Here is a 21,995-nt window from a genome sequence, read left to right on the forward strand (position 1 = left end):
ACGAATACAGATAGATAGAAAGAAGGAAGAGTTTATGGTCATTATTCAAGGAATTGCACTTTTACTGCTCATCCTCGCCTTGTTCACACTTTTCAGTTACAAGGCGCCATACGGAATGAAAGCGATGGGCGCATTGGCAGGTGCGGCAATCGCAAGCTTTCTCGTCGAAGCATTCAACGCTTATGCCATCGGCGGATTACTGCCACTCCCTTTATATGAAGAAGTCGGGCAGGCAGCCGGTTCATTATCTGCTCCTGCTGCCGCAGCACTCGTTGCCATCGCACTCGGAATCAACCCCGTCTATAGCTTAATGATCGGGTTATCCGTGTCTGGTTTCGGGATCCTTCCTGGATTTTTCGCAGGATACATCTTGGCTCTGGCTGGCACACGAATAAACCGCTATCTCCCGACGGGTGTCGATATGATTTTCTACGTGATCGTGATGGCACCGCTCGCACGTCTCGTCGCTACTGGCGTGGACCCACTGGTTTCAAATACACTTGCACAAATCGGTGCAGTCATCGAACTCGCCGCGACGCAAAACCCGGTCGTCATGGGACTCGTTCTCGGTGGAATCGTTACTGTCGTGTCGACGTCACCTCTCAGCTCAATGGCTTTGACGGCGATGCTCGGATTGACTGGTGTGCCGATGGCGATTGCCGCTCTCGCGTTGACTGCATCCATTTCGATGAACTACCTGTTGTTCCGTCAACTGAAAATCGGTACGAAAAAAGACCAGCTTTCTGTAGCCATTGAACCGTTGACACAGGCCGACCTCATCTCGGCGAATCCAATCCCAATCTACAGTGTGAACTTTGTAGGGGGTGCAATCGCAGGATTGATTGTAGCGATGACCGGTATGATCAATGATGCGCCCGGGTCGGCTGCGGGTATTCCTGGTCTACTCGTCATGTATGGCTTCAACGACTGGCAGACTGTCACACTGACAGCTGTTGTTTTATTCATCCTTGGAATCGGATTCGGATTGATTGGAAGTCGACTCTTTAAAAACTTCCCGATTGTCCGACATACGGAAAAAGTTGAATCAACAGAAGAAGATGCCGCATAAAAAAATCGATGCCGCCGAACGAATTGTTCAAGCGTGCATCGATTTTTTATTTTGCTTTCGGGAGTGGGATATCCAACCTTACAGGTGTCCGGTAGATTGGAAAGTAATTAGATAATCCATGCAATTGAATATGCTTCGCATTTAATTGCTGATAAACCTGTTCGTTGAATACAAATTGACCAATGTAGTAAGGAAGCGGCTCATCTCCGGAAAAACTCAATTTAAAGTCATAGAGTGCATCCTGCCCGGTCGCCCCTCCCCCGAGATGAAGATGGAGTTTACCCTTTTCACCCGCCCGGCGAATCATTTCACTGAAGAGGAAATGGTTTGGACGGAGAGGTAAGTAATCCTTAAGAGACCCTCCAAGGTGATAATTGGCTCCCTCATCTCCGTACAATACCAGAACTCCTGCAACCACCATGTTTTCAAACACAGCAAATAGAAATTCCGCTTCAAAGGATTCGCTCGTCAGTAACTGAGTGAAATAAGAATCGGTATAATAATAGTCTTCAATTGCATCCCGACGATTCATGGTCGCCTCATAAAGATGCATAAATGTGTGAATGTCAGAGGCGTCACCACGCACGACAGTCAACTGTTCACGGATGGCTCGTTTCACGTTTCGCTTCGTCATTTTATGGAATCGCTCAGTCAAGTATTCATACGGTTCATCTAGTTGAACATGGACAGTCTGTCGTACTGGAATTGCTCTCCCGAATGTTTCCATAATGACCTCATCAATTCTTAATGGATGATAACGAATCGTTTCGGTCACCGTTTTCTTGTTCTCCTTGCGTTTAATGAAATGTTGCCTTGCGACTTTCACTTCATCATCTGTGAACTTCCCAACACGAAACGGACCACCATATCCATAAGCTGTCACAAGGTCATCATATTTTTCATTGATTCGGCGACGGATATATGGATATACAAGCATCCCTTTAGATGTGATGGCGAGAAACAGCTCTGGTGAGTCGTTCGATTCACAATTCACTTTGACATAATCAAAATGATCATACGCATCGCATGTTGTTAGATCCAACCATTTTTCCCATTCCATTTGGTCTTTGATGATTTTGAATTCCATCATCTCATCCCCTTTTCAGTAAGTGATTTCCATAACCACTTTTCCCATTAAAGGATGAGCACACCAGTGAAGAATTTAACTTTTTGTTGTTAACAATCAATATCCGATAAAGGTAATTCACGAAATAAATATCGTTATTTCTTTTTACGTTTTTGTTCAAAAAAAGAACGAACTCGCACTTAGGCGAATTCGTTCTTATAGAAGTCTTAAGGACATCAATCTACTGAAATCACTTGACCCGTCTTGGACGATTGTCGAGCGAGTTCGATCATTTGCGTCGTAAGTGTCGCATCCATTAATGAAACGACAGGTTGCCGTGTCTGATAGCTTTCGGCTAACTGATGATAATACATCAAATAGTCACCTTTCTCGATTTGAATCGTTTCGACCTCATCCGTCGATAAGATTCCAGTTTCTAACACGTCACTCGCCAACTTTCCATGCTTCAGTGCCTCTTCCTGAGGGTCAAGTCCGAACTTCACGAAGCTACCTTTCGTTCCATGGACTTCGAACCGCGGAGTTTCGCCAGCGATGAATGGATTCGAGCGAAGATACACTCGCTTCTCTCCATAATAGAATGTCACATAGAATCCATCGTCAGACTGTCCACCCTCGCGTTGAATCATCACATCCGCTTGAATCTTGTCAGGTTTTCCGAACAAGGCGAGCGTCTGATCGATGAGATGACTTCCTAAGTCAAACAAAATCCCTGATCCCGGACCTGCATTTTCACGCCAACGGTCCCGTACGTTCGGTCGGAAACGATCAAATCGGGATTCAATCACTTTCCACTCCCCTAACACATTTGAGTCGAGCAATGACTGAATAGTTAAGAAATCACCGTCATAACGACGGTTTTGATAAACGTTGACGATTCCCTCCGACTCCGCTTCGATGCTCATCAACTCAGATCCTTCTGCCGTTGTCAGGAATGCGGGTTTTTCAACCAACACATCTTTTCCAGCTTTGAGGCAGGCAACAATCATCTCTTTATGTAAATGTGATGGTGTCGTAATGACATATAAAGAAGCATCTGTCTGAAGCGCCTCGTCTAATGTCGCATACACCGTGGCACCCGGTAATTCAGCTTTCACTTCATCCGGACGCGATGACACGACCCCGCTCACTTCAAAAGTGTCAATCGCCTTTAAAAACGGCAGATGGAATGTGTTCGCTGAAAAGCCGAACCCTACCAAAATGGTTTTAATCATGAAAACTCCTCCTTTTCGCTTATATTATTGTATCAAAAAAAGGGTCCATAGACCCTTATGCACTCATGCTCTTATCTAATCTGTATTCGAACGTATTGTACCCGTTTCGTGAATCGACAAAGACGAAACCAAAACGTGGATAATAACTATTTAGAAATTCATTGTCAGCAACACAATCTAGACGAATTGGTTCATCTTCATCGGCTTCCTCTAGTACGTGCTCCATGAGTTGCTGCCCGACGCCACGACCTTTCAGCTTTTCGCTGACGACGATTCGATGGATATATTGTCCACGCTCACTGTCGTCCCATAAGTTGTCATCCCAGTCGTCCGGGGGTAACAAGGCGATAGAAGCTAAAATTTGTTGGTCATCTTCAAAGACATATACACTGCCTTCTGCAATGTCAGTGCGCACACGCTCTACGAGGTCCTGTTCCAAATATTCGGTCCATTGGTCGCTTCCTTGTTCATTTAGCGCTACGGCTCGTTGTTCGATTAGGTTCGCAATGTTGTTGGCATCGCGCTTCGTCGCGAGTCGAATCATAACGTCCTCCTTTAGTTATACAGTATTTGAAATACAAATATAACGGAGAACAGATTGCCTTTCAACCATCTTGCTCACTGTTGAAGTTCGAACGGTGTGACCTCGCCATCGTTTAATTGATAGCTGTAGGATAAAGTCGCGTTGAGACTATGTGAAACAGAACAATAGCGTTCAACAGATAGTTCAATCGCACGTCGCACTCGCTCTTCTGACATGTCGCCTTTCAGAATATACAAGATGTGAATGGCTGTAAAGCGTTTCGGATGATCGATTGCCCGAACCCCATCAATCTTCATTTCGAACGATTCTAACGGTTGACGCATCTTATGCAGAATGGAGACGATATCGATTCCCGTGCAAGACGCGGTGGCGTGAAGTAACATCTCCGTCGGACGAGGTCCCGTGTCGAGACCGCCCACGTCCTCGGACGCATCAAGTGTCACCGTGTGCCCCGATGGTGTATGCGTTTCAAACGCCATGCCTTGCTTCCATACGACTTCCATGTTCATTGTCTTCTCCCCCTATTTCATTTGATAGCAACCTATTCCCGCATTTGATGTATGATTAAGCTACAAATCGATTTTTAAGGGGTGTATGTTGTTGGATTGGTCCGTTATTTTCAGTTGGGGGCTATATATCGTCCTCGGGTTAAACTTATTGTTCGCACTCGCCGTCATTTTTGCCGAAAGACGTGACGTCGGCGCGACCTGGGCCTGGTTGCTTGTCCTATTTTTCTTGCCGGTGCTCGGGTTTATCATTTACCTGTTCCTCGGGCGACAACTCAAAAAGGATAACTTTTATAATTTGAGTGTGGAAGAACGCTCTTTTCATGCGCTACAAGTAGAAGCACAGCTCGAACAGATCCACACACGTCAGACGCAACTTGCGCAGCCACTGTTCGAAAAGTATGACCAACTGCTTCAAATGAACTTGCGCTCTTCAAAATCATTAATCAGTGTACATAACCGTTCCCTCATCTTACATGACGGCGAACAAAAGTTTAAGGCGTTGATGGATGATATTCGCTCCGCCGAAACCGAAATCAACATCCAGTACTATATCATCCAGCGCGATGCTCTTGGACAAGCTCTTTTAAAGGAATTGATTGAACGAGCGAAAGCAGGTGTCAAAGTTCGGCTTCTTTACGACGCGGTCGGTTCTCGCAGTCTTCGGAACTCTGACTTCAAAGAATTAATTGCAAACGATGGGGAAGTACGTGTCTTCTTCCCACCGACACTTGTGATGATCAATTTTAAGTTGAACAACCGCAATCACCGAAAAGTCGTCATCATCGATGGGAAGATTGGATATGTCGGTGGATTTAATGTCGGGACCGAATACCTCGGACTTGTTGAGAAGTTCGGTTATTGGCGCGATACCCATTTACGTGTCGAAGGAGACGTCGTCTACAATCTTCAACACCGCTTCATCCTGGACTGGAATTACTCAGGTCACCGCAAGCATGACCCGGAGAATACGTTCTGCTTTGCGAGACATGAGATTAAAGACAATTCGCCAATGCAAATCGTCACAAGTGGACCGAACTCGGACACGGAACATTTAAAAAATATGATGATTAAAATGATCATGTCAGCGAAACGACGGGTCGTCATCCAAACCCCTTATTTCATACCCGACACGAGTTTTATGGATGCATGTAAAATGGCACTCAACTCCGGCGTTCAGATGGACATCATGATTCCCGGAAAACCGGACCACCCGTTCGTCATGTGGGCATCGCTCTCCTTCCTTGGAGAGTTGCTTGATTATGGGGCAAACGTCTATCTGTATGATGAAGGCTTCCTCCACGCGAAGACGCTTGTCGTCGATGAGGAGATTGCGACGGTCGGAACGACGAATTTGGATGCCCGAAGTTTCCGTCTCAACTTTGAAGTGAACGCAGTCATTTACGACGAACGCGTCGCCCTCGAACTTGTTTCTTTATTTGAAACAGACACGGCGGTCAGTCGGACGTATACGATGGAAGACTATGAAAAGCGGAAATGGACAGTACGTGCTCGGGAGGGTGTCTCACGACTCCTCAGCCCGATTTTATAACGAAAGAAGCAGAGCTCGGCGCTCTGCTTCTTTTTCATTTTATAGTTTGAATCGTGAGACGAGGTCTTGTAGTTCTTCTGCCATCGTCGCGAGTGCCTTCGCCGATTGTGACACTTCTTCAATCGATTTCAACTGGTCGTCTGTCGTCGCTGCGACTTGTTTGGAGACACTTGAGTTCTCGTCGGCGATGTCAGCAATTTGGGATGCGGTCGCCGCTACTTCTTGGACGTTTGCCGCAATCTCTTCTACAGTTGCGGTCACATCTTCGATTCGCGGTGTCATCGCGACCGTTCGCTCTTTGATTTTCTCAAATCGATCTGCCGTCATTTCTGAAGAAATGAGACCGGCTTTCGTATGAGTGGACACTTCTTGCATCAGGTGGACGGATTGCTCCGTCTCCTGTTTGATGCGGTCAATCAATGCCGCAATTTGTTTCGTCGACTGTTGGGACTGTTCCGCAAGCTTTCGGACCTCGCTCGCCACGACGGCGAACCCTTTCCCGTTCTCACCGGCACGTGCCGCTTCAATTGCTGCGTTTAAAGCGAGCAGGTTCGTCTGTTCTGCAATCCCGTTGATGACCGAGACGATTTCCCCGATCTCACTTGAACGATGTGCCAACGATTGGATGACACCTTCAAACGTGACGACCGATGCATCGATTGCCTGCATCTGTTTAACGTTCTCTCGCACGGTCGTTGACCCATCTTCTGCTTCATTTGACGTCTCACGTGATAGTTCAGACACGTCCATCGAGCTCTCTGAGATGCGCATGATACCAGATGTGATGGCCTGGAGTGACGTCGCGTTGTCATCAAGTTGACGTTTTGAACCATCGGCACTGACCGCCATCTGGTCGACCGCACGAGCAATCTGTTCTGAAGAAGCGGAATTATGTGCGGAGTTCGCCATCAATTCCTGCGAAGATGCTGCGACTTGACTAATTGAATCGTCTAGACGAAGTAATACCATTCGCAGTGAGGCACTCATCTCATTGAAACTCTCTGAAACACGACCGATCTCATCGTTCGATAAGACGCTGATCGGTTCAGTCAAATCGCCGGACTTGATCCGTTCTGCTCCCTCGGTTAATAAGCGTAGAGGGCGCAAGATCGACCGAAGAACGAAGTATAGAAGAATAGCCGCCACACCGAACATACCGATAATGACGAACACGGTCGTCCAAAGGATGCCGACAGTCTCGTCTTGAATTTCACCATCGTATAGGGTCCCTGTGATTTTCCACCCTGTGAGCGGGTTCGTCACGAACGCTTTTTCGACACCCTTTCCATTCTCTTCAGCGGACAGGATTCCCTCATCTGTTGCAAAAACAGATTCCATCGATGACTCTTCTGATTTCTCTCCGACAGCAATCGATGGATGAATGACGACTTGTTGGGCCTCATCGAAGATGGCCACATATCCTTCTTCACCGATTTGAATATTCTTTGCGACTTCTGCAATATCATTCACGTCCACATCAACCGCCACGACCCCGCGACCATCTGCCGTCTTTTTAGAGACCGTGATCATCATTTTTTGAGAAGCGGCGTCTACGTATGGATTCGTGATGGCGACGTCTTGACCGCTCGCTTCTGCCGCCTCATACCAAGGACGAGTCCGTGGATCGTACCCTTCCGGCAATTCTTGCTCAGGATAGATCGTCATCGTACCTTCCGCTGAGGCAAAATAAATATTTGTCACTTTAGGGTGTGTGTCTAAGTATTCCGTGAACTTTTCTGCTAACGCTTGATTGTCTTCACCTTCTTCATAGATGGATGCATCAATCCGATTGGAGAAGAATGAAATGTCCGTCTGAATCGGAGCAATCAAATTCGTCACTTCATTATTCATCCGGTCTACCCCCGAATTGGCAGACTGGATCATTTGTGACTCGATTTTTTGTTTCGCCTGCGTATAAGCGACGACCCCGATCAATGTTGCTGGAATGAGTAGTAATAGAACTGATAAGACAATTAATTTTTGTTTGATGCTGATGGTACGCTTCTGTTTCATAAAACATCTCCTTACCCCGAATAGAATGTTCAAGAAGCATCGGTATGGGGTACCGAATCCTCCTTGGGTTACTTACAATATCGGTTAGGAAAAATAGATGTTAATCATTGATTGAATTATTCGAAAATTATTTTTCGGAAGCTGAAATGGAGATTCACTTTATTCAGAACATAACGACAAATCATTATATTCGTAATCTAAAATGTATTCAGTTAACATATCGGAAAAGGGGGTAAAAACATGAACACATTATTGGAAGAAATCAAAGCGTATAAAGATCAATTCAAGCAAAAAGCGCCGGCCGAAAAACAACGTTTGATGGCGCAGGCGACACAAGAATTGAAAGAATCAGGGGTGGCTGCCGGTTTAGCAGTCGGGGATCAAGCTCCGCTGTTTGAATTGTCTCATGCGGATGGGACAGAAGTCGGTTTGAAAACACTCCTTGAAAAAGGACCTGTCATCGTCACGTTTTACCGCGGTGGATGGTGCCCATACTGTAACCTCGAACTCCGAGCGTATCAGCGAGAATTGGCACAAATTGAGGAAAAGGGCGCCACACTCGTGGCAATCAGCCCGGAGACTCCGGATTACTCACTATCTACGAAAGAGAAAAATGAGCTCGATTTTTACGTGTTGAGCGACGTGGACAATCAAGTCGCACGCCAATTCGATCTCGTCTTTGATATGCCGGATTATTTGATTGAGATTTATGAGGCATCTGGTCTTCGCGTCGATGCACATAACGGCAATGAGGACTGGCAACTTCCGAAGCCAGCGACATTCATCATCCAACCGGATGGTACGATTTCATTCAGTGATGTGCCCGCTGACTATACAGAACGAGTCGACCCGAAAACGGTTATTGAAACATTGTAAAAAAAGGGAGATGACACGCGTCATCTCCCTATCTTGTTAACAAATAACATGTTCGAACTCGTCCTTCCGGCACCCACGCTTTCCACAGGCAATCCTAGAGCCGCACCGCAACTAAGTCGTTGCTGGGTCTCCGGCGGATTGCGTTCCTGTAGGAGTCGGGGCGCCGTGGGACGAGTCACACAAATGGCCGCCTGCTATGGCGGCCATTTGTTTTTTTCTGAAGCCACGACGGCCGAAAGCCCGATACATACTTCGAATCATTTAAAAGAGGAAAATAAGTAGGTAAACGCCACGCCACATATGATTGCAATCTCCCCATGAAACTCCCCACAGGTTCAATACCTTGAGGAAATAATAAATTGCTCCACGCGCTTGAGAAGTGTTTCAAGTAACCGGAGTGACCGGTATGTCTCTCCTGTGTACTCGAGACTATGATTCATCTCTTTGACAATCTCGAGTTCGGTCAAGGCCAGATGTTCAAGACGCTTCATTCTCTCATCTACATAATGTTGGTCCGCCGTTCCCGTTAGCACGAGCTGTTTACCTTTATGGGACAGGATCGCTTCGTATATGTCGTCTTGTTTCAACAACGGTGTCAACCAAACCAGTTTGGCATCATGAAACACGTTTCGGGTAAGCTCACTTGCCATCGCCATCGTACCGAGCGATTTCCCGACGATTATGTATTCATTAATAGAATGGAATTGTAGCACTTGGTCGATGACGAGACGAACATCGTCAACAATCGCCACTGATACATCGACTGAATCATACCGCTCATCCCGATAATTGTAGTTGATTTCAAGAACGTTCAATCCATTCTCTAAACAAAGTGCTGTCGTGTATCGAAACATCGGGGAATCATTCGTATATCCGTATCCCGGCAACAACATCACGAGCGTGTCGGATGACGAATCAGGTTGCAGGAACGAATACGAGACAGGTATTCCGTTTGTCCCCATGACTTGACCATCTGTTACTTCATGCATATCGTCCCCTCAATTCTGCAAAAGTTGCGTGTCATGGTGATGAATCATCGTTCCAATGGTCTCTCCTTGGAGAATCCGATGAATGGCGTTCCGTTCCTTGAAGTCGAACAAGTGAATCGGCAAACCGTGGTCTCTAGCGAGAAGTAATGCCGATTGATCCATCACTTTCAAATCATGTGCGATGACGTCGTTATAGTGTAGGGTTTCGTATTGACGCGCCTCCGAATCCAACCGAGGGTCTCGGTCAAATACGCCGGAGACACCGTTCTTGGCCACAAACAAGGCATCGCACCCCACTTCGATGGCACGCTGAACAGCCGGGTAGTCTGAAGAGACGAACGGTTGACCGTTACCGCCTGCGAAAATGACGACGTACCCTTTTTTCAAGTGATTGATGGCCCGAAGTTGAATGTATGGCTCGGCTACACTTGGCATTGGAATCGACGTCATGACGCGTACCTCTCGATTGGTATCTCGTTTCAAGATACCACGCAGCATCAATGAATTCATGACTGTCCCGAGCGTCCCGATGCTGTCAGCTTCCACTCGATTGATCCCCCATGCTTCTGCTTGATTCCCTCGGAAGAGATTTCCCCCGCCGACCATGACACACACTTCAACCCCGCTATTTGCGAGTGATAATATTTCTTCTGCAATCAGGCTGAGGCTCATTTCGTCAAAATTATCCGTTCCATCACCAGCCAGAGCGGCTCCACTTAACTTGATACAAATTTTTCGATGCTTCAATGTCTCTCAACCCTTCATTTGGAATTTTTTGTTCAATTCAGTATAAAAGAGTTGTTACAAACAGACAACGATTAGAAAGAAATATATTTATTTAAATGAACCTTATTCATTTCTTTAATACAAAAAAGACCGTAGAACATTCTACAGTCACTAAGCTTAGGCACCCATAATCGAATCATGACGGGTCGTTTCCCAACCGTACGCCACTTCACGGAGTAACAATTCACCAAATTCCCGATCCTTTTGGTCGATGACCTGCCCTTGTTTCCGCTCATAAAATGTGCGGAATGGGTTCATCTCAAGCGCCCAAATCAAAAGTCCCGCCTCGCACATCGATTGGACGGCATGTTCAAGGAGAGCGGACCCGATTCCGTTCCCTTGATGATTTTCCAAAATATAAATGGCATACACTTCGTTCGTATGGTCTGGATACTCACCCGTACGCTCTTCTCCGTAAAGGACGAAGCCCACAATCTCATCATCCACGATCGCCACAAAGCCGGCGACTTCCTGCCGACGAAGCGCTGTCCGCAATCGTTCTGCCCATTCGATGGAACCGGACGAAACTTTCAATAAATACTCAGTCGGAACGATCCCCCGATAGGTCGTACGCCATCCGTTCACACGCACTCTCGCAATCCCATACACATCATCTGGTTTGGCGACTCGAATGTCCAATGTGACCCCCTCCTAACCCGAAGCTTTACAAATAGTTTACCACAAATCCCCAACTTGCAATCCGAGATTATGTGAATTTTCATCGTTCTTCTGCTACAAAAAAAGAGCCGCCACCTCTACTGAGGCAACGGCTCTTTCGGTTTATGCGACTTCTTTTGATTGCACTGGTGTAGATGTTGTCAACGGCTTCTTCAAGAATGAAAGGAGCAATGCACCGACGAGGGCACCTGTCAAGATGGCAACGGCATAGAGTCCCATACTCATCGCGACATTTCCAGCACCTTCAAGAAGTGGGAAGACGAAGATTCCACCGTGCGGGGCCGGTAATTGAATCGCGAAGAATGCTGACAATCCACCTGCGATTGCAGAACCGAGGATGGCAGATGGTAGGACGCGAATCGGGTCAGCTGCAGCGAACGGAATGGCCGCTTCGGTGATGAATGAAGCTCCCATGATGTAAGCAGTCTTACCAGCTTCACGCTCTTGTTTCGAGAATTTCTGACGAGCAAATACGGTTGATGCAAGTGCGACAAGGATTGGTGGTACCATTCCACCCGCCATGACGGCTGCCATGACTTCTTGGTTTCCTGCTGTGAGAGCTGCCGTACCGAACACGTATGCTGTCTTGTTGATTGGACCACCCATATCGACTGCCATCATTCCTCCGACGATGACACCGAGAAGGATCGCATTCGCTCCACTCATGCTGTTCAACGTATCCATCAACCATGTCATAAGTGCTGCAATCGGTTCATTGACGACAAGCAACATAATCATACCTGAGATAAACGATCCGAGTAACGGATACAAAAGAACTGGCTTGATTCCTTCAAGCGAAGCAGGCAATTTCGCGAGTGCCTTTTTCAAGAAGAGGACAACGTAACCTGCCAAGAAACCGGCAATGAGACCACCGAGGAATCCGGCGTTCCCTTGGCTTGCGAGTACCCCTGCGACGAGACCTGGTGCGAGACCTGGTCGATCGGCAATCGACATCGCGATGAAACCTGCAAGAATCGGAACGAGGAAGCCGAATGCAGCTCCACCGATTGTCATCAACTGTGCTGCGAATTCATTGTAAGATGGATCATCCGGGTTAGCAGAGTTGATGCCCCAGAAGAAACTGATTGCGATCAAGAGACCACCTGCAACGACAAGTGGTAGCATCGCAGATACACCGCTCATCAAGTGCTTATAGACACCTGTACGTTGTTCTTTCGGTGCGCCAGACGTTTTGGAAGCTTCATATACCGGCGCATCTTGATTGACGGCACGATTGATGAGTTCTTCCGGTTTCCGGATCCCTTGTGCGACCGGTACTTCGATGACGCGTTTTCCAGCGAAGCGATCCATTTCCACGGCTTTATCCGCTGCGACGATGATGGCTGTCGCACGATCAATGTCTGCCCGTGTAAGCTCGTTCTTCACTCCAGTAGAACCGTTCGTTTCGACTTTAATATCGACACCCATCGCTTCCGCTTTTTGTTTCAAGCTGTCCGCCGCCATATACGTATGGGCGATTCCTGTCGGACAAGCCGTGACCGCTAAGATGAACGGAGCATCTTCGTTCGTCGGTTTGACGACTTCCGGCTTCTCTTCAGCCGCTTCCTTCTCCTCGATGGCACGGATGACATCGCTTTCAGAAGTCGCTGCATAGAGGCGCTCTTGGAATGCTGGGTCCATCAAGTAAACCGATAATTTAGAGAGCGTTTCAAGGTGTTCGTTATTCGCGTTCTCCCCTGCCGCAATCATGAAGAAGAGTCGGCTTGGTTGACCGTCCAACGCTTCGTAATCGACTCCTTCTGAGCGTCCGAAGGCGATTGCTGGTGTTTGGACAGCACTCGTTTTCGCGTGAGGGATGGCAATCCCTTCTCCGAGTCCAGTCGTGCTCTCGCTTTCACGTTTTAAGATGGCGTCACGATATCCATCGCGGTCAGATAGTTTGCCGGCACGGTCGAGGACATCGACGAGTTCTTCGATGACCTCACGCTTAGAGCTAGCACGAAGATTCAATTGAATCGTATCGCGTTGAAGCAAGTCCGTGATTTTCATGTTGTTTCCTCCATTCGTTTAAGTGGTGTGAGTTGTACTTGATCGATCAATCGATCAATATCTTCTTTTGAACAAAGACCAAACGTATATGCGGACGCACTACCTGTTGTGACAGCGTAGCGGAACGCCTCCTGTTCGCCTTTTTCTTTGACGTTTGCGACAAATCCGGCAACGAGTGAGTCTCCGGCACCGACTGAGTTGACGAGTTTACCGACCGGTGTGTTCGCCGTGACCGCGCCGTCCTTGTTGACGAGTAGTGCTCCATCTCCTGCAAACGAAATGATGACGTTTTTCGCGCCACGTTCGACGAGCTGCTCCGCATAAGGAAGCGCGTCGTCAAACGTCTCGATTTCTGTGTCGAACAATTCGCCTAACTCGTGATGGTTCGGTTTAATCATCAACGGTTCGAGCGAAAGGACTTCAAGCATGGCGTCTTTCGTCGTATCGACGACGAAGTCGGCACCCTTTTCGCGAATCGATTCAGCGATCGTCCGGTACAATGAGTCCGGTAAATTGCTTGGGATACTTCCCGCAAGAACGACGATGTCACCTTCATCGACTTGGTCGAACTTCGCTTTCAATTGTTCAAGTTCACCATCCGTGATGTTCGGTCCGCTCGCGTTCAATTCGGTCTCTTCTTTTGCACGAATCTTGACGTTGATTCGGGTATTTCCGTTCACTTCAACAAAATCCGTGTGTACGCCATGGTCGACGAGCGACTTATTGATGAAGTCACCTGTCGTTCCACCGATAAAGCCAAGAGCTTTCGTTTCTTTTTCATATTCTCGAAGCACAATCGAAACGTTGATCCCTTTTCCACCTGCACGTTCGGTCGTTTCTTCGATTCGGTTCACTTCTCCTAAATTTACTTCTGGTAATGTCACATAGTAATCAATAGAAGGGTTGAGTGTTAACGTGTAAATCATTTCGCATTCACCACCTTTGTTATTGTTTGGATGGAACTCATTGATGCATCGCTTGATGTGATCAATTGCGCAGCGTCTAACGTGGCGACTCGGCTGAACGTTCGTTTCCCGATTTTCGATGCGTCCGCGAGCACGTATGACGTCTGTGCCAATTCAATTGCCGTCTTTTTGACAAGCGCTTCTTCTGGGTCCGGTGTCGTGTAGCCTGCGTCAAGGTCGATTCCGTTCATTCCGAGGAAAGCGAGGTCAACTCGATAATTCATCATGCTCTCGCGTGCATTGTATCCGACGAGCGCTTGAGTCGACCGTTTCAATTCTCCGCCGATCACAAACGTCTTAATATCAAGATCAAATAATTCATTCGCTATCGGTAGACTGTTCGTGACGACGACAATTTTCTTTCCTTCTAAAAACGGTACCATCGCTTGAGTCGTTGTCCCGGCATCTAAATAAATCGACATCCCATCTTCAATGAAGGTTGCGGCCTTCCGTGCAATCGCAACTTTTTCATCGACGAAACGATCTCGTTTCTCTTCAAATGTCGGTTCTTCGTCAGGAGTCGCGATGAGTGTCGCTCCCCCGTGCACCCTTGCCAGATATCCTTCCGCTTCGAGGTCCGTCAAATCACGACGAATCGTCGACTCGGATGAATCCGTCAAATCAACCAACTCTTTCAATTTGACGACTTTCTGCTCAGATAAGCGTTGTAGTATCAACTGATGTCGTTGCTTCGTTAACATCTTGTTCCCTCCATACGTCTAATATAAAGCGTTTTCATTATAAAAACAATTAAAATCATTCAAAAACATTCAGATACATTCAATCTGTCACAATTATAACATAAAAAACGGTCATAAAATGACCGTTTTTTATGTTTATGACTGTTTTCTTAACCATTCCACCACTTCTTGCACGAGTTTTGGATGAATTGGTTCATCAATCGCCTCGCGGTATTCTTTATGAAGCGTCAGAAGAGAATGCGGTGAATCTCGCTTCACGAGAAGGTGATTCATGTCATCGATGATAGAGGACTTTACCTCCCCTTTCGTCTGAATCATATGGACGTGTTCCGGTGGGACTTGTACGTCACGTCCCCCTGTAATCGCAAGGACCGGAACGGTGACATGTTCTAACCGCTCCCGTACGTCATACGAGGCATGTTCGCGAATCCATTTTGCGTTCACGACTTGTCCTCTGTATTTAAAAGCGGAAACGTTCGTGCGTAAAGATCGCTCGAGCAAGTCATCCTGCCGCTGTCTTACCTTTTTCGCCACCCCTGTCACCCGGTAAAACATACCTTTCAATCCTTTGACACGTTCGACGTCCTTTGCTAAGGCATCTGCCTGATATAAAAACATCTGTTTCGATGACTCATGGAACCCTGACAATAAAATGAGTCCATCGGATTTCGTCTCCAATTGTACAGCTGGCGCAAGGACTGCCCCTTCACTATGACCGAGTATATAGAGATGATTCACATCTGCAAGTTGTCGAATCGTCCGCACGACTAGAATCGCATCGTTGATCAAATCATGTAACCCGACCTTATTGAAGTCACCATCCGACTTCCCGATTCCTTGTTTGTCATACCGAAAGACGTTATAGCCATGATCGTATAGCGCCTCAGCTAATTTTCCGTACGTATTAAAGCCGACGCCACCCATATTCCCGTCACGGTCACTTGGTCCGCTTCCACTCAACATGACAATGGTCGCCCGAGGCTCCTCATGCGAAAGAAAAGTTCCTGCAATCGTTCCATATGCTGTCGTAATCGTCATCTCTTGTTTCATCGTATCGCCTCCACTTCTATCATACCCGAAACGAACGACCAAAAAAATATGTCGTAACCTGTGCCGTTTCTTAACTAACCTTTTATCTCCTCAAAAAAAGTGCCCGCTCTCTCGAACGGGCACCTTGATTGATTTGATTTCTTATACGCCTTCGTATGCTGCGTACATGATTTCTTTCAACTCTTCAACGAGCGGCATTTTCGGGTTTGCCGTCGTACATTGGTCTTCGAATGCGTCGACTGCCATTTTGTCAATCTTCGCATCGAGTTCTGCTTTCTTGATGCCTTGTGCTTTGAACGAGAGCTTGATGTTCAAACGTTGACCGAGCTCGATGATCGCTTGGACGAGTGACTCGACACCTTCTGCTGTCGTACTTGCCGGAAGGCCGAGGTAACGTGCGATTTCTGCGTAACGCTCGTCTGCGATGAATGACTCATATTTCGGGAACGCCGCAAGTTTTGATGGGCGTGTCGCATTGTAACGGATGACGTGTGGCATAAGGATTGCGTTCGTACGACCATGTGGTACGTGGAACTCTCCACCGATTTTGTGAGCGATCGAGTGGTTGATTCCAAGGAACGCGTTCGCGAACGCCATACCAGCCATCGTTGAAGCGTTGTGCACTTTCTGACGTGCTTCCGCATCGCTACCGTTTTCATACGCTTTTGGTAGGTAGTCGAAGATCATCTTGATGGCGCGGAGGCAGAGGCCGTCCGTGTAATCATTCGCCATGACTGAAACGTATGCTTCGATCGCGTGCGTCATGACGTCCATTCCTGTGTCAGCCGTAATCGATGCTGGCACGGTCATGACGAACTCAGGATCGACGATTGCAACGTCTGGTGTGATTGCATAGTCAGCAATCGGATATTTCACGTTACGTTTTTTGTCTGTGATGACGGTGAACGGTGTCACTTCAGAACCTGTACCAGAAGTTGTCGGGATGGCGATAAACATTGATTTGTTACCGAGCGTCGGGAACTTGTACGTCCGTTTGCGAATATCCATGAATTTCTGACGAAGGTTTGAGAACTTCTCTTCTGGACGTTCGTAGAAGAGCCACATTCCTTTCGCAGCATCCATCGGTGATCCACCACCGAGTGCGATAATCATGTCTGGTTGGAAGTGACGCATCGCTTCGGCACCGTTCATGACCGTTTCGACAGATGGGTCTGGTTCGACTTGGTCAAAGATGCGGTACTCAACACCTGCTGGCAAGTTCTTGATGACTTTGTCAGCAAATCCGAGTTTGACCATCATTTCATCCGTGACGATCATCGCCCGTTTTTTTGTTGTGAGCGATTGAAGGTATTGCACCGAGTTTTTCTCGAAGTAGATTTTTTCAGGTACTTTGAACCATTGCATATTCACGCGACGTCTCGCCACCTTTTTCACGTTGAGTAGATGTTTCGCCGTCACGTTTTCTGAGACGGAGTTTTTACCGTATGACCCACAGCCGAGCGTGAGGGATGGTGTCATTTCGTTATAAAGGTCACCGATTCCACCGTGTGCTGAAGGTGAGTTGACGATGATACGGCAAGCTTTCATACGAAGACCGAAGTCAAGGATTGCATCATCATCTGTTGAGTGGATGACCGCTGTATGACCGAGACCACCGATTTCGAGCATTTTTTCAGCGATGGCGAATCCTTCTTCACGTGACTGAACTTTATAAGCACCGAGAACCGGGCTCAACTTCTCATGAGAAAGAAGTTCAGTTGCGCCGACCGTTTCAAGTTCAGCAATCAAGATTTTCGTATCAGCCGGTACGTTGAGACCTGCTTTTTCAGCGATCCACGCTGCTGGCTTCCCGACGATTTCTGGGTTGACCGCACATGTGTCCGTGCGAATGACGAGTGTTTCGAGTTTCGCTTTTTCTTCAGGTGAGCAGAAGTAGCAACCGAGTGCCGTCATTTCTGCCTTCACTTCTTCGTAAACTTCTTGGTCGACGATGATTGCTTGTTCAGACGCACAAATCATACCGTTGTCGAACGTTTTTGAAAGGATGACGTCTGAGATGGCCCGTTTCACTTTCGCAGTCTTATCGATGTAAGCCGGTACGTTACCAGGTCCGACACCGAGTGCTGGTTTACCAGTCGAATAAGCCGATTTGACCATTGCTGCCCCACCAGTCGCAAGAACCATCGCCACACCTGGGTGGTTCATGAGTGCTTTTGTTGCATCGAGTGACGGGACTTCAACCCATTGAATCAAGTTTTTAGGAGCACCTGCCGCTACCGCTGCGTCACGAAGCACACGTGCAGCTTCACTTGAACATTGTTGAGCGGATGGGTGGAACGCGAAGATGATTGGGTTACGTGTCTTGATGGCGATGATTGCTTTGAACATCGTTGTCGATGTTGGGTTTGTGACCGGTGTGACCCCAGCGACGACACCGACTGGTTCTGCGATGTATGTGATTCCGTTTTGAACGTCGTCTTCAAGAACGCCAACTGTTTTTTCTCCACGGAGTGAGTTGTAAATATATTCTGTCGCGAAGATGTTTTTGATCATCTTGTCTTCAAAGACACCGCGACCTGTTTCTGTATGTGCTAGTTTCGCAAGTGCGACGTGTTGCTCAAGACCAGCGAGCGCCATCGCTTGTACGATTTCATCGATTTTCTCTTGGTCGAACGTCATCAACGTATCGAGTGCGGCATGTGCACCCGCTACGAGCGCATCCACCATTTGTTCTGCCGTAGTTTCCACTTTTGCTTTCTCTTTGACTGCCATGTTAGGTTCCTCCTCATAATTGAGAGCTTTTAATGAACATATTGACTTGATGGAAGACACAATGTGATGACTGCTTTCAAGAGATTGTGCTTTCCTTCACATTCATAGAATACAATGTTTTTCAGAGTTTGTGGGTGACAACAATGTGAACTCTTTCACAATATTTTTTTGTCATTTGTTGATAGCCCTTGATTTTTAACTGTGTCCTCAGTAAAATCGAATACGTTTTCATGAAAACAAGTAATTCCGTTTATGTAAACGCTTACATCGATTGTGTCGAATCTATTTCTACTATGATGTATGAATCATCACATCAACCCGTTTTTAGGTTCAACTGCACCTAACTCGTGTATAATAAAAATAGAACCTAACTAGGAAGTGAATCTACTATGCCGAAACAAGATGCTGCGGACCAGTTTGTCAAACTGATCCCTTTAATTCGTCGTAAACTGCTACGTCGATCTGATTTCCCACAAATTCCGAACTTGAACTTCTCTCATTTCCATCTGTTGATGTTGATTGAGGACGAGGGGGCTGTCACAAACGGACGAATTAGTGAAACACTCTCCATCGCGCCGCCAAACGTTACCCCGCTCATCACGAAGCTGTTAAATGAAGGATATATTACACGCGTACCGGATGAACGGGACCGTCGTGTCATTTGGAACCAGTTGACAGAGAAAGGTGAGCGTATTTTACTCGAACGGAGAGACTCTTTCCGGAGGCTTTTTGAAGAGCGTCTAGCCTTATTAAATGAGGATGAAACCGACCGCCTCATTGACAGTTTGAAGACGCTCACCGAGATTGTTGAGAAGATGGATAAAGGCGACGAGTAAAACTTTTCTCGTCAATTCAAGCAACTTCTTATATAATCTGTAATGAATCTACGTACAAATGGAAAGAGAGATGACATGTAATGGGTCGTAAATGGAACAACATTAAAGAGAAGAAGGCGTCAAAAGACGCGAACACGAGTCGCGTCTATGCGAAGTTCGGTCGCGAGATTTATGTGGCCGCCCGTCAAGGGGAACCTGATCCTGAGTTGAACCAGTCATTAAAATTCGTTGTGGAGCGTGCGAAGACGTATAACGTGCCCCGTGCGATTATCGATCGCGCGATCGATAAAGCAAAAGGTGGCGACGAGGAAAACTTCGATGAACTTCGTTATGAAGGATTCGGACCGAACGGTGCGATGGTCATCGTCGATACGTTGACGAATAACGTGAACCGTACAGCATCTGAAGTACGTGCCGCTTTCGGTAAAAACGGAGGAAACATGGGTGTCAGCGGTTCGGTCGCCTACATGTTTGATGCGACTGCCGTTATCGGTGTCAATCAAATGTCGGCAGACGATGTCCTTGAACTCATGATGGAACACGACCTCGACGTTCGTGACGTCATCGAAGAAGATGAGACGGTCATCGTCTATGCCGAGCCAGAAGCGTTCCATACCGTTCAGACTGCATTCAAGTCTGCAGGGGTTGAAGAGTTCGCCGTCGCCGAACTGACGATGCTTCCACAAAACGAAGTGTCGCTCGATGACGATTCAAAAGAACAGTTTGAAAAATTAATCGATGTGCTCGAAGACTTGGAAGATGTTCGCCAAGTGTATCACAACGTCGATCTGTAACACGTAAGCGATAACTTTCACGAGTTATCGCTTTTTTTCATAATCGATTTGACAAGGGTCACATCATATGTTAAATTTCAAAAAGTCTTTATCATATTAAAGTGATACCAAGAGAAAGAAATTGTGAAAGGTGTTGGATGGAAATGAACGCAGTATTACTTGCAGTCATCGTCTTATTTGCACTCGCCATCAGTCGCGTGCACATTGTATTGTCCTTAATATTAGCTGCGCTTGTCGGTGGGCTTGTAGGAGGGCTCGGATTTAACGATACGTTGACCGCCTTCAGCGACGGTCTTGGCGGCGGAGCGAGCATCGCCCTTAGCTATGCGCTTCTCGGGGCATTCGCCGTTGGATTGTCGAAGACGGGTCTACCGGACGTCTTAGCTGAAAAGTTAATTGCGATGTCAGGTCGTGACGTGTCAGGAAAGCGCGTAATGTATGTCAAAGCGTTCTTGTTATCGCTTCTCTTATTGTTGTCAATCAGCTCACAAAACGTACTCCCGATTCACATCGCCTTTATTCCGATTGTGATTCCGCCGTTACTCGTCTTATTCAATGAGTTGAAGTTAGATCGCCGCCTCGTCGCAACCATCTTGACGTTCGGTCTCGTGACACCGTATATGTTGCTACCAGTCGGGTTCGGTGGCATTTACTTGAACGAAATTTTGATTGCAAACGTTGAAGCGAACGGCTTAGCAGTCGGAGACGTCAATATCATCTCGATCATGGGAATTCCGGCATTAGGGATGGTCGTCGGATTGATCGCTGCGTTCATTCACTACCGGAAACCGCGTTCGTACGAAACGATCGCACTCGGCCCGTCTGACTATGAAGTTCGCCAAATGAGCGGCTTCAAGATGATCATGACACTTGCCGTCGTTCTCATCGTCCTCATCGTCCAATTGCAGACGGAGTCGATGATCGCTTCAGCGGTGACTGGATTGATTTTACTCTCGATTTTCCGCCTCATCCCCTGGTCAGAGGCCGATGACATCTTCACGAGCGGGATGCGCATGATGGCATTCATCGGTTTCGTCATGATTGCCGCTAGTGGATTCGCAGCCGTTATTCGTGAAACAGGTGCCATCGAGCCGCTCGTCAACGGTGCGAGCGATTTGATGGGTGATTCTAAAATGATTGCAGCTCTTGTCATGTTACTTGTCGGACTCGTCATTACACTTGGCATCGGCTCGAGTTTCTCAACAGTTCCAATCATTGCGGCCATCTTCGTACCGCTTTGTGTACAGTATGGCTTCTCTGTCGAGGCGACGATTGCCATCATCGGGACTGCAGGTGCTCTTGGTGACGCCGGGAGTCCTGCGAGTGACTCGACACTCGGACCTACGAGTGGATTGAACGCTGACGGTCAACACGATCACCTTCGTGAAACGGTTTGGCCAACGTTCTTACACTACAACATTCCACTCATCATCTTCGGGGTGATTGCCGCGATGGTGCTTTGATCATTTTTTCCGTCGTGAATAAATGGTTCCTAATAAAATCAGGATGAGAATAAACCAGATTCCCGTATACATGAGGATTTCGGTGAACATAAAACTCCTCCTAAACAAAAGATAAGGAGCGACAGTTGTCGC

General features: G+C 47.2%; 19 protein-coding genes. 6 read left to right on the top strand and 13 right to left on the bottom strand.

Features of this window, described 5'->3' with window-relative positions:
* The first annotated feature begins 34 nt into the window (after positions 1-34).
* Positions 35-1,069, top strand: a complete 1,035-nt coding sequence (locus tag AC5LIL_RS07705; protein WP_499823786.1) for a PTS sugar transporter subunit IIC — start codon at positions 35-37, stop codon at positions 1,067-1,069.
* A 46-nt stretch (positions 1,070-1,115) separates the two neighbouring features.
* On the opposite strand, the gene AC5LIL_RS07710 is transcribed toward AC5LIL_RS07705, so the two are convergent.
* The 4 genes from AC5LIL_RS07710 to AC5LIL_RS07725 form a co-directional block, all read right to left on the bottom strand.
* A complete protein-coding gene (locus AC5LIL_RS07710) occupies positions 1,116-2,156 on the bottom strand; it encodes a GNAT family N-acetyltransferase (protein ID WP_499823787.1) in 1,041 nt (346 codons plus the stop codon).
* 215 nt (positions 2,157-2,371) lie between these two features.
* Complete coding sequence (locus AC5LIL_RS07715; RefSeq protein ID WP_499823788.1) at positions 2,372-3,367, bottom strand: Gfo/Idh/MocA family oxidoreductase; 996 nt, start codon at positions 3,365-3,367, stop codon at positions 2,372-2,374.
* Between the two features lie 55 nt (positions 3,368-3,422).
* The gene (locus tag AC5LIL_RS07720) at positions 3,423-3,911 is read right to left on the bottom strand and encodes a GNAT family N-acetyltransferase (protein ID WP_499823789.1); all 489 of its coding nucleotides are present in this window, start codon (positions 3,909-3,911) and stop codon (positions 3,423-3,425) included.
* Between the two features lie 74 nt (positions 3,912-3,985).
* A complete protein-coding gene (locus AC5LIL_RS07725) occupies positions 3,986-4,420 on the bottom strand; it encodes an OsmC family protein (RefSeq protein WP_214783398.1) in 435 nt (144 codons plus the stop codon).
* A gap of 85 nt (positions 4,421-4,505) precedes the next feature.
* On the opposite strand from AC5LIL_RS07725, the gene cls reads away from it, so the two are divergent.
* On the top strand, positions 4,506-5,969 hold the full coding sequence (cls, locus tag AC5LIL_RS07730) for a cardiolipin synthase (RefSeq protein WP_499823790.1): 1,464 nt from the start codon (positions 4,506-4,508) through the stop codon (positions 5,967-5,969).
* Positions 5,970-6,008: 39 nt separating this feature from the next.
* Here the strand turns inward: cls and AC5LIL_RS07735 are convergent, their stop codons facing one another.
* On the bottom strand, positions 6,009-7,982 hold the full coding sequence (locus tag AC5LIL_RS07735; RefSeq protein ID WP_499823791.1) for a methyl-accepting chemotaxis protein: 1,974 nt from the start codon (positions 7,980-7,982) through the stop codon (positions 6,009-6,011).
* 240 nt (positions 7,983-8,222) lie between these two features.
* On the opposite strand from AC5LIL_RS07735, the gene AC5LIL_RS07740 reads away from it, so the two are divergent.
* The gene (locus AC5LIL_RS07740; protein WP_499823792.1) at positions 8,223-8,858 is read left to right on the top strand and encodes a peroxiredoxin-like family protein; all 636 of its coding nucleotides are present in this window, start codon (positions 8,223-8,225) and stop codon (positions 8,856-8,858) included.
* 335 nt (positions 8,859-9,193) lie between these two features.
* On the opposite strand, the gene AC5LIL_RS07745 is transcribed toward AC5LIL_RS07740, so the two are convergent.
* The 8 genes from AC5LIL_RS07745 to adhE form a co-directional block, all read right to left on the bottom strand.
* Positions 9,194-9,847 carry an alpha/beta family hydrolase gene (locus AC5LIL_RS07745; protein WP_499823793.1) on the bottom strand — a complete coding sequence of 218 codons (654 nt, stop codon included), beginning with the start codon at positions 9,845-9,847 and terminating at the stop codon, positions 9,194-9,196.
* Positions 9,848-9,856: 9 nt separating this feature from the next.
* Positions 9,857-10,594 carry a UMP kinase gene (pyrH, locus tag AC5LIL_RS07750; protein ID WP_499823794.1) on the bottom strand — a complete coding sequence of 246 codons (738 nt, stop codon included), beginning with the start codon at positions 10,592-10,594 and terminating at the stop codon, positions 9,857-9,859.
* A 156-nt stretch (positions 10,595-10,750) separates the two neighbouring features.
* Positions 10,751-11,272, bottom strand: a complete 522-nt coding sequence (locus AC5LIL_RS07755; protein ID WP_214692154.1) for a GNAT family N-acetyltransferase — start codon at positions 11,270-11,272, stop codon at positions 10,751-10,753.
* A gap of 141 nt (positions 11,273-11,413) precedes the next feature.
* Positions 11,414-13,321: a PTS fructose transporter subunit IIABC gene (locus AC5LIL_RS07760; protein WP_214783416.1), complete on the bottom strand. Its 1,908-nt coding sequence runs from the start codon at positions 13,319-13,321 to the stop codon at positions 11,414-11,416.
* Positions 13,318-14,247, bottom strand: a complete 930-nt coding sequence (pfkB, locus tag AC5LIL_RS07765) for a 1-phosphofructokinase (RefSeq protein ID WP_499823795.1) — start codon at positions 14,245-14,247, stop codon at positions 13,318-13,320. Before pfkB ends, AC5LIL_RS07760 begins: the two co-directional genes overlap by 4 nt.
* Entirely contained in the window at positions 14,244-14,987 is a 744-nt protein-coding gene (locus AC5LIL_RS07770; protein WP_214875742.1) for a DeoR/GlpR family DNA-binding transcription regulator, read from the bottom strand. Before AC5LIL_RS07770 ends, pfkB begins: the two co-directional genes overlap by 4 nt.
* Before the next feature lie 135 nt (positions 14,988-15,122).
* Entirely contained in the window at positions 15,123-16,037 is a 915-nt protein-coding gene (locus tag AC5LIL_RS07775; RefSeq protein ID WP_274664825.1) for an alpha/beta hydrolase, read from the bottom strand.
* A 141-nt stretch (positions 16,038-16,178) separates the two neighbouring features.
* Positions 16,179-18,770, bottom strand: a complete 2,592-nt coding sequence (gene adhE / locus AC5LIL_RS07780; RefSeq protein WP_499823796.1) for a bifunctional acetaldehyde-CoA/alcohol dehydrogenase — start codon at positions 18,768-18,770, stop codon at positions 16,179-16,181.
* Between the two features lie 389 nt (positions 18,771-19,159).
* Here adhE and AC5LIL_RS07785 point away from each other — a divergent pair, with 389 nt between their 5' ends.
* The 3 genes from AC5LIL_RS07785 to AC5LIL_RS07795 all read left to right on the top strand — a co-directional run bounded on the left by AC5LIL_RS07785 (position 19,160) and on the right by AC5LIL_RS07795 (position 21,863).
* A complete protein-coding gene (locus tag AC5LIL_RS07785) occupies positions 19,160-19,606 on the top strand; it encodes a MarR family winged helix-turn-helix transcriptional regulator (RefSeq protein WP_499823797.1) in 447 nt (148 codons plus the stop codon).
* An 80-nt stretch (positions 19,607-19,686) separates the two neighbouring features.
* Entirely contained in the window at positions 19,687-20,400 is a 714-nt protein-coding gene (locus tag AC5LIL_RS07790; RefSeq protein WP_499823798.1) for a YebC/PmpR family DNA-binding transcriptional regulator, read from the top strand.
* 143 nt (positions 20,401-20,543) lie between these two features.
* Entirely contained in the window at positions 20,544-21,863 is a 1,320-nt protein-coding gene (locus tag AC5LIL_RS07795; protein WP_499823799.1) for a Na+/H+ antiporter family protein, read from the top strand.
* The last annotated feature ends 132 nt before the right edge of the window (positions 21,864-21,995 follow it).

The organism is Exiguobacterium sp. RM11 (assembly GCF_059821525.1).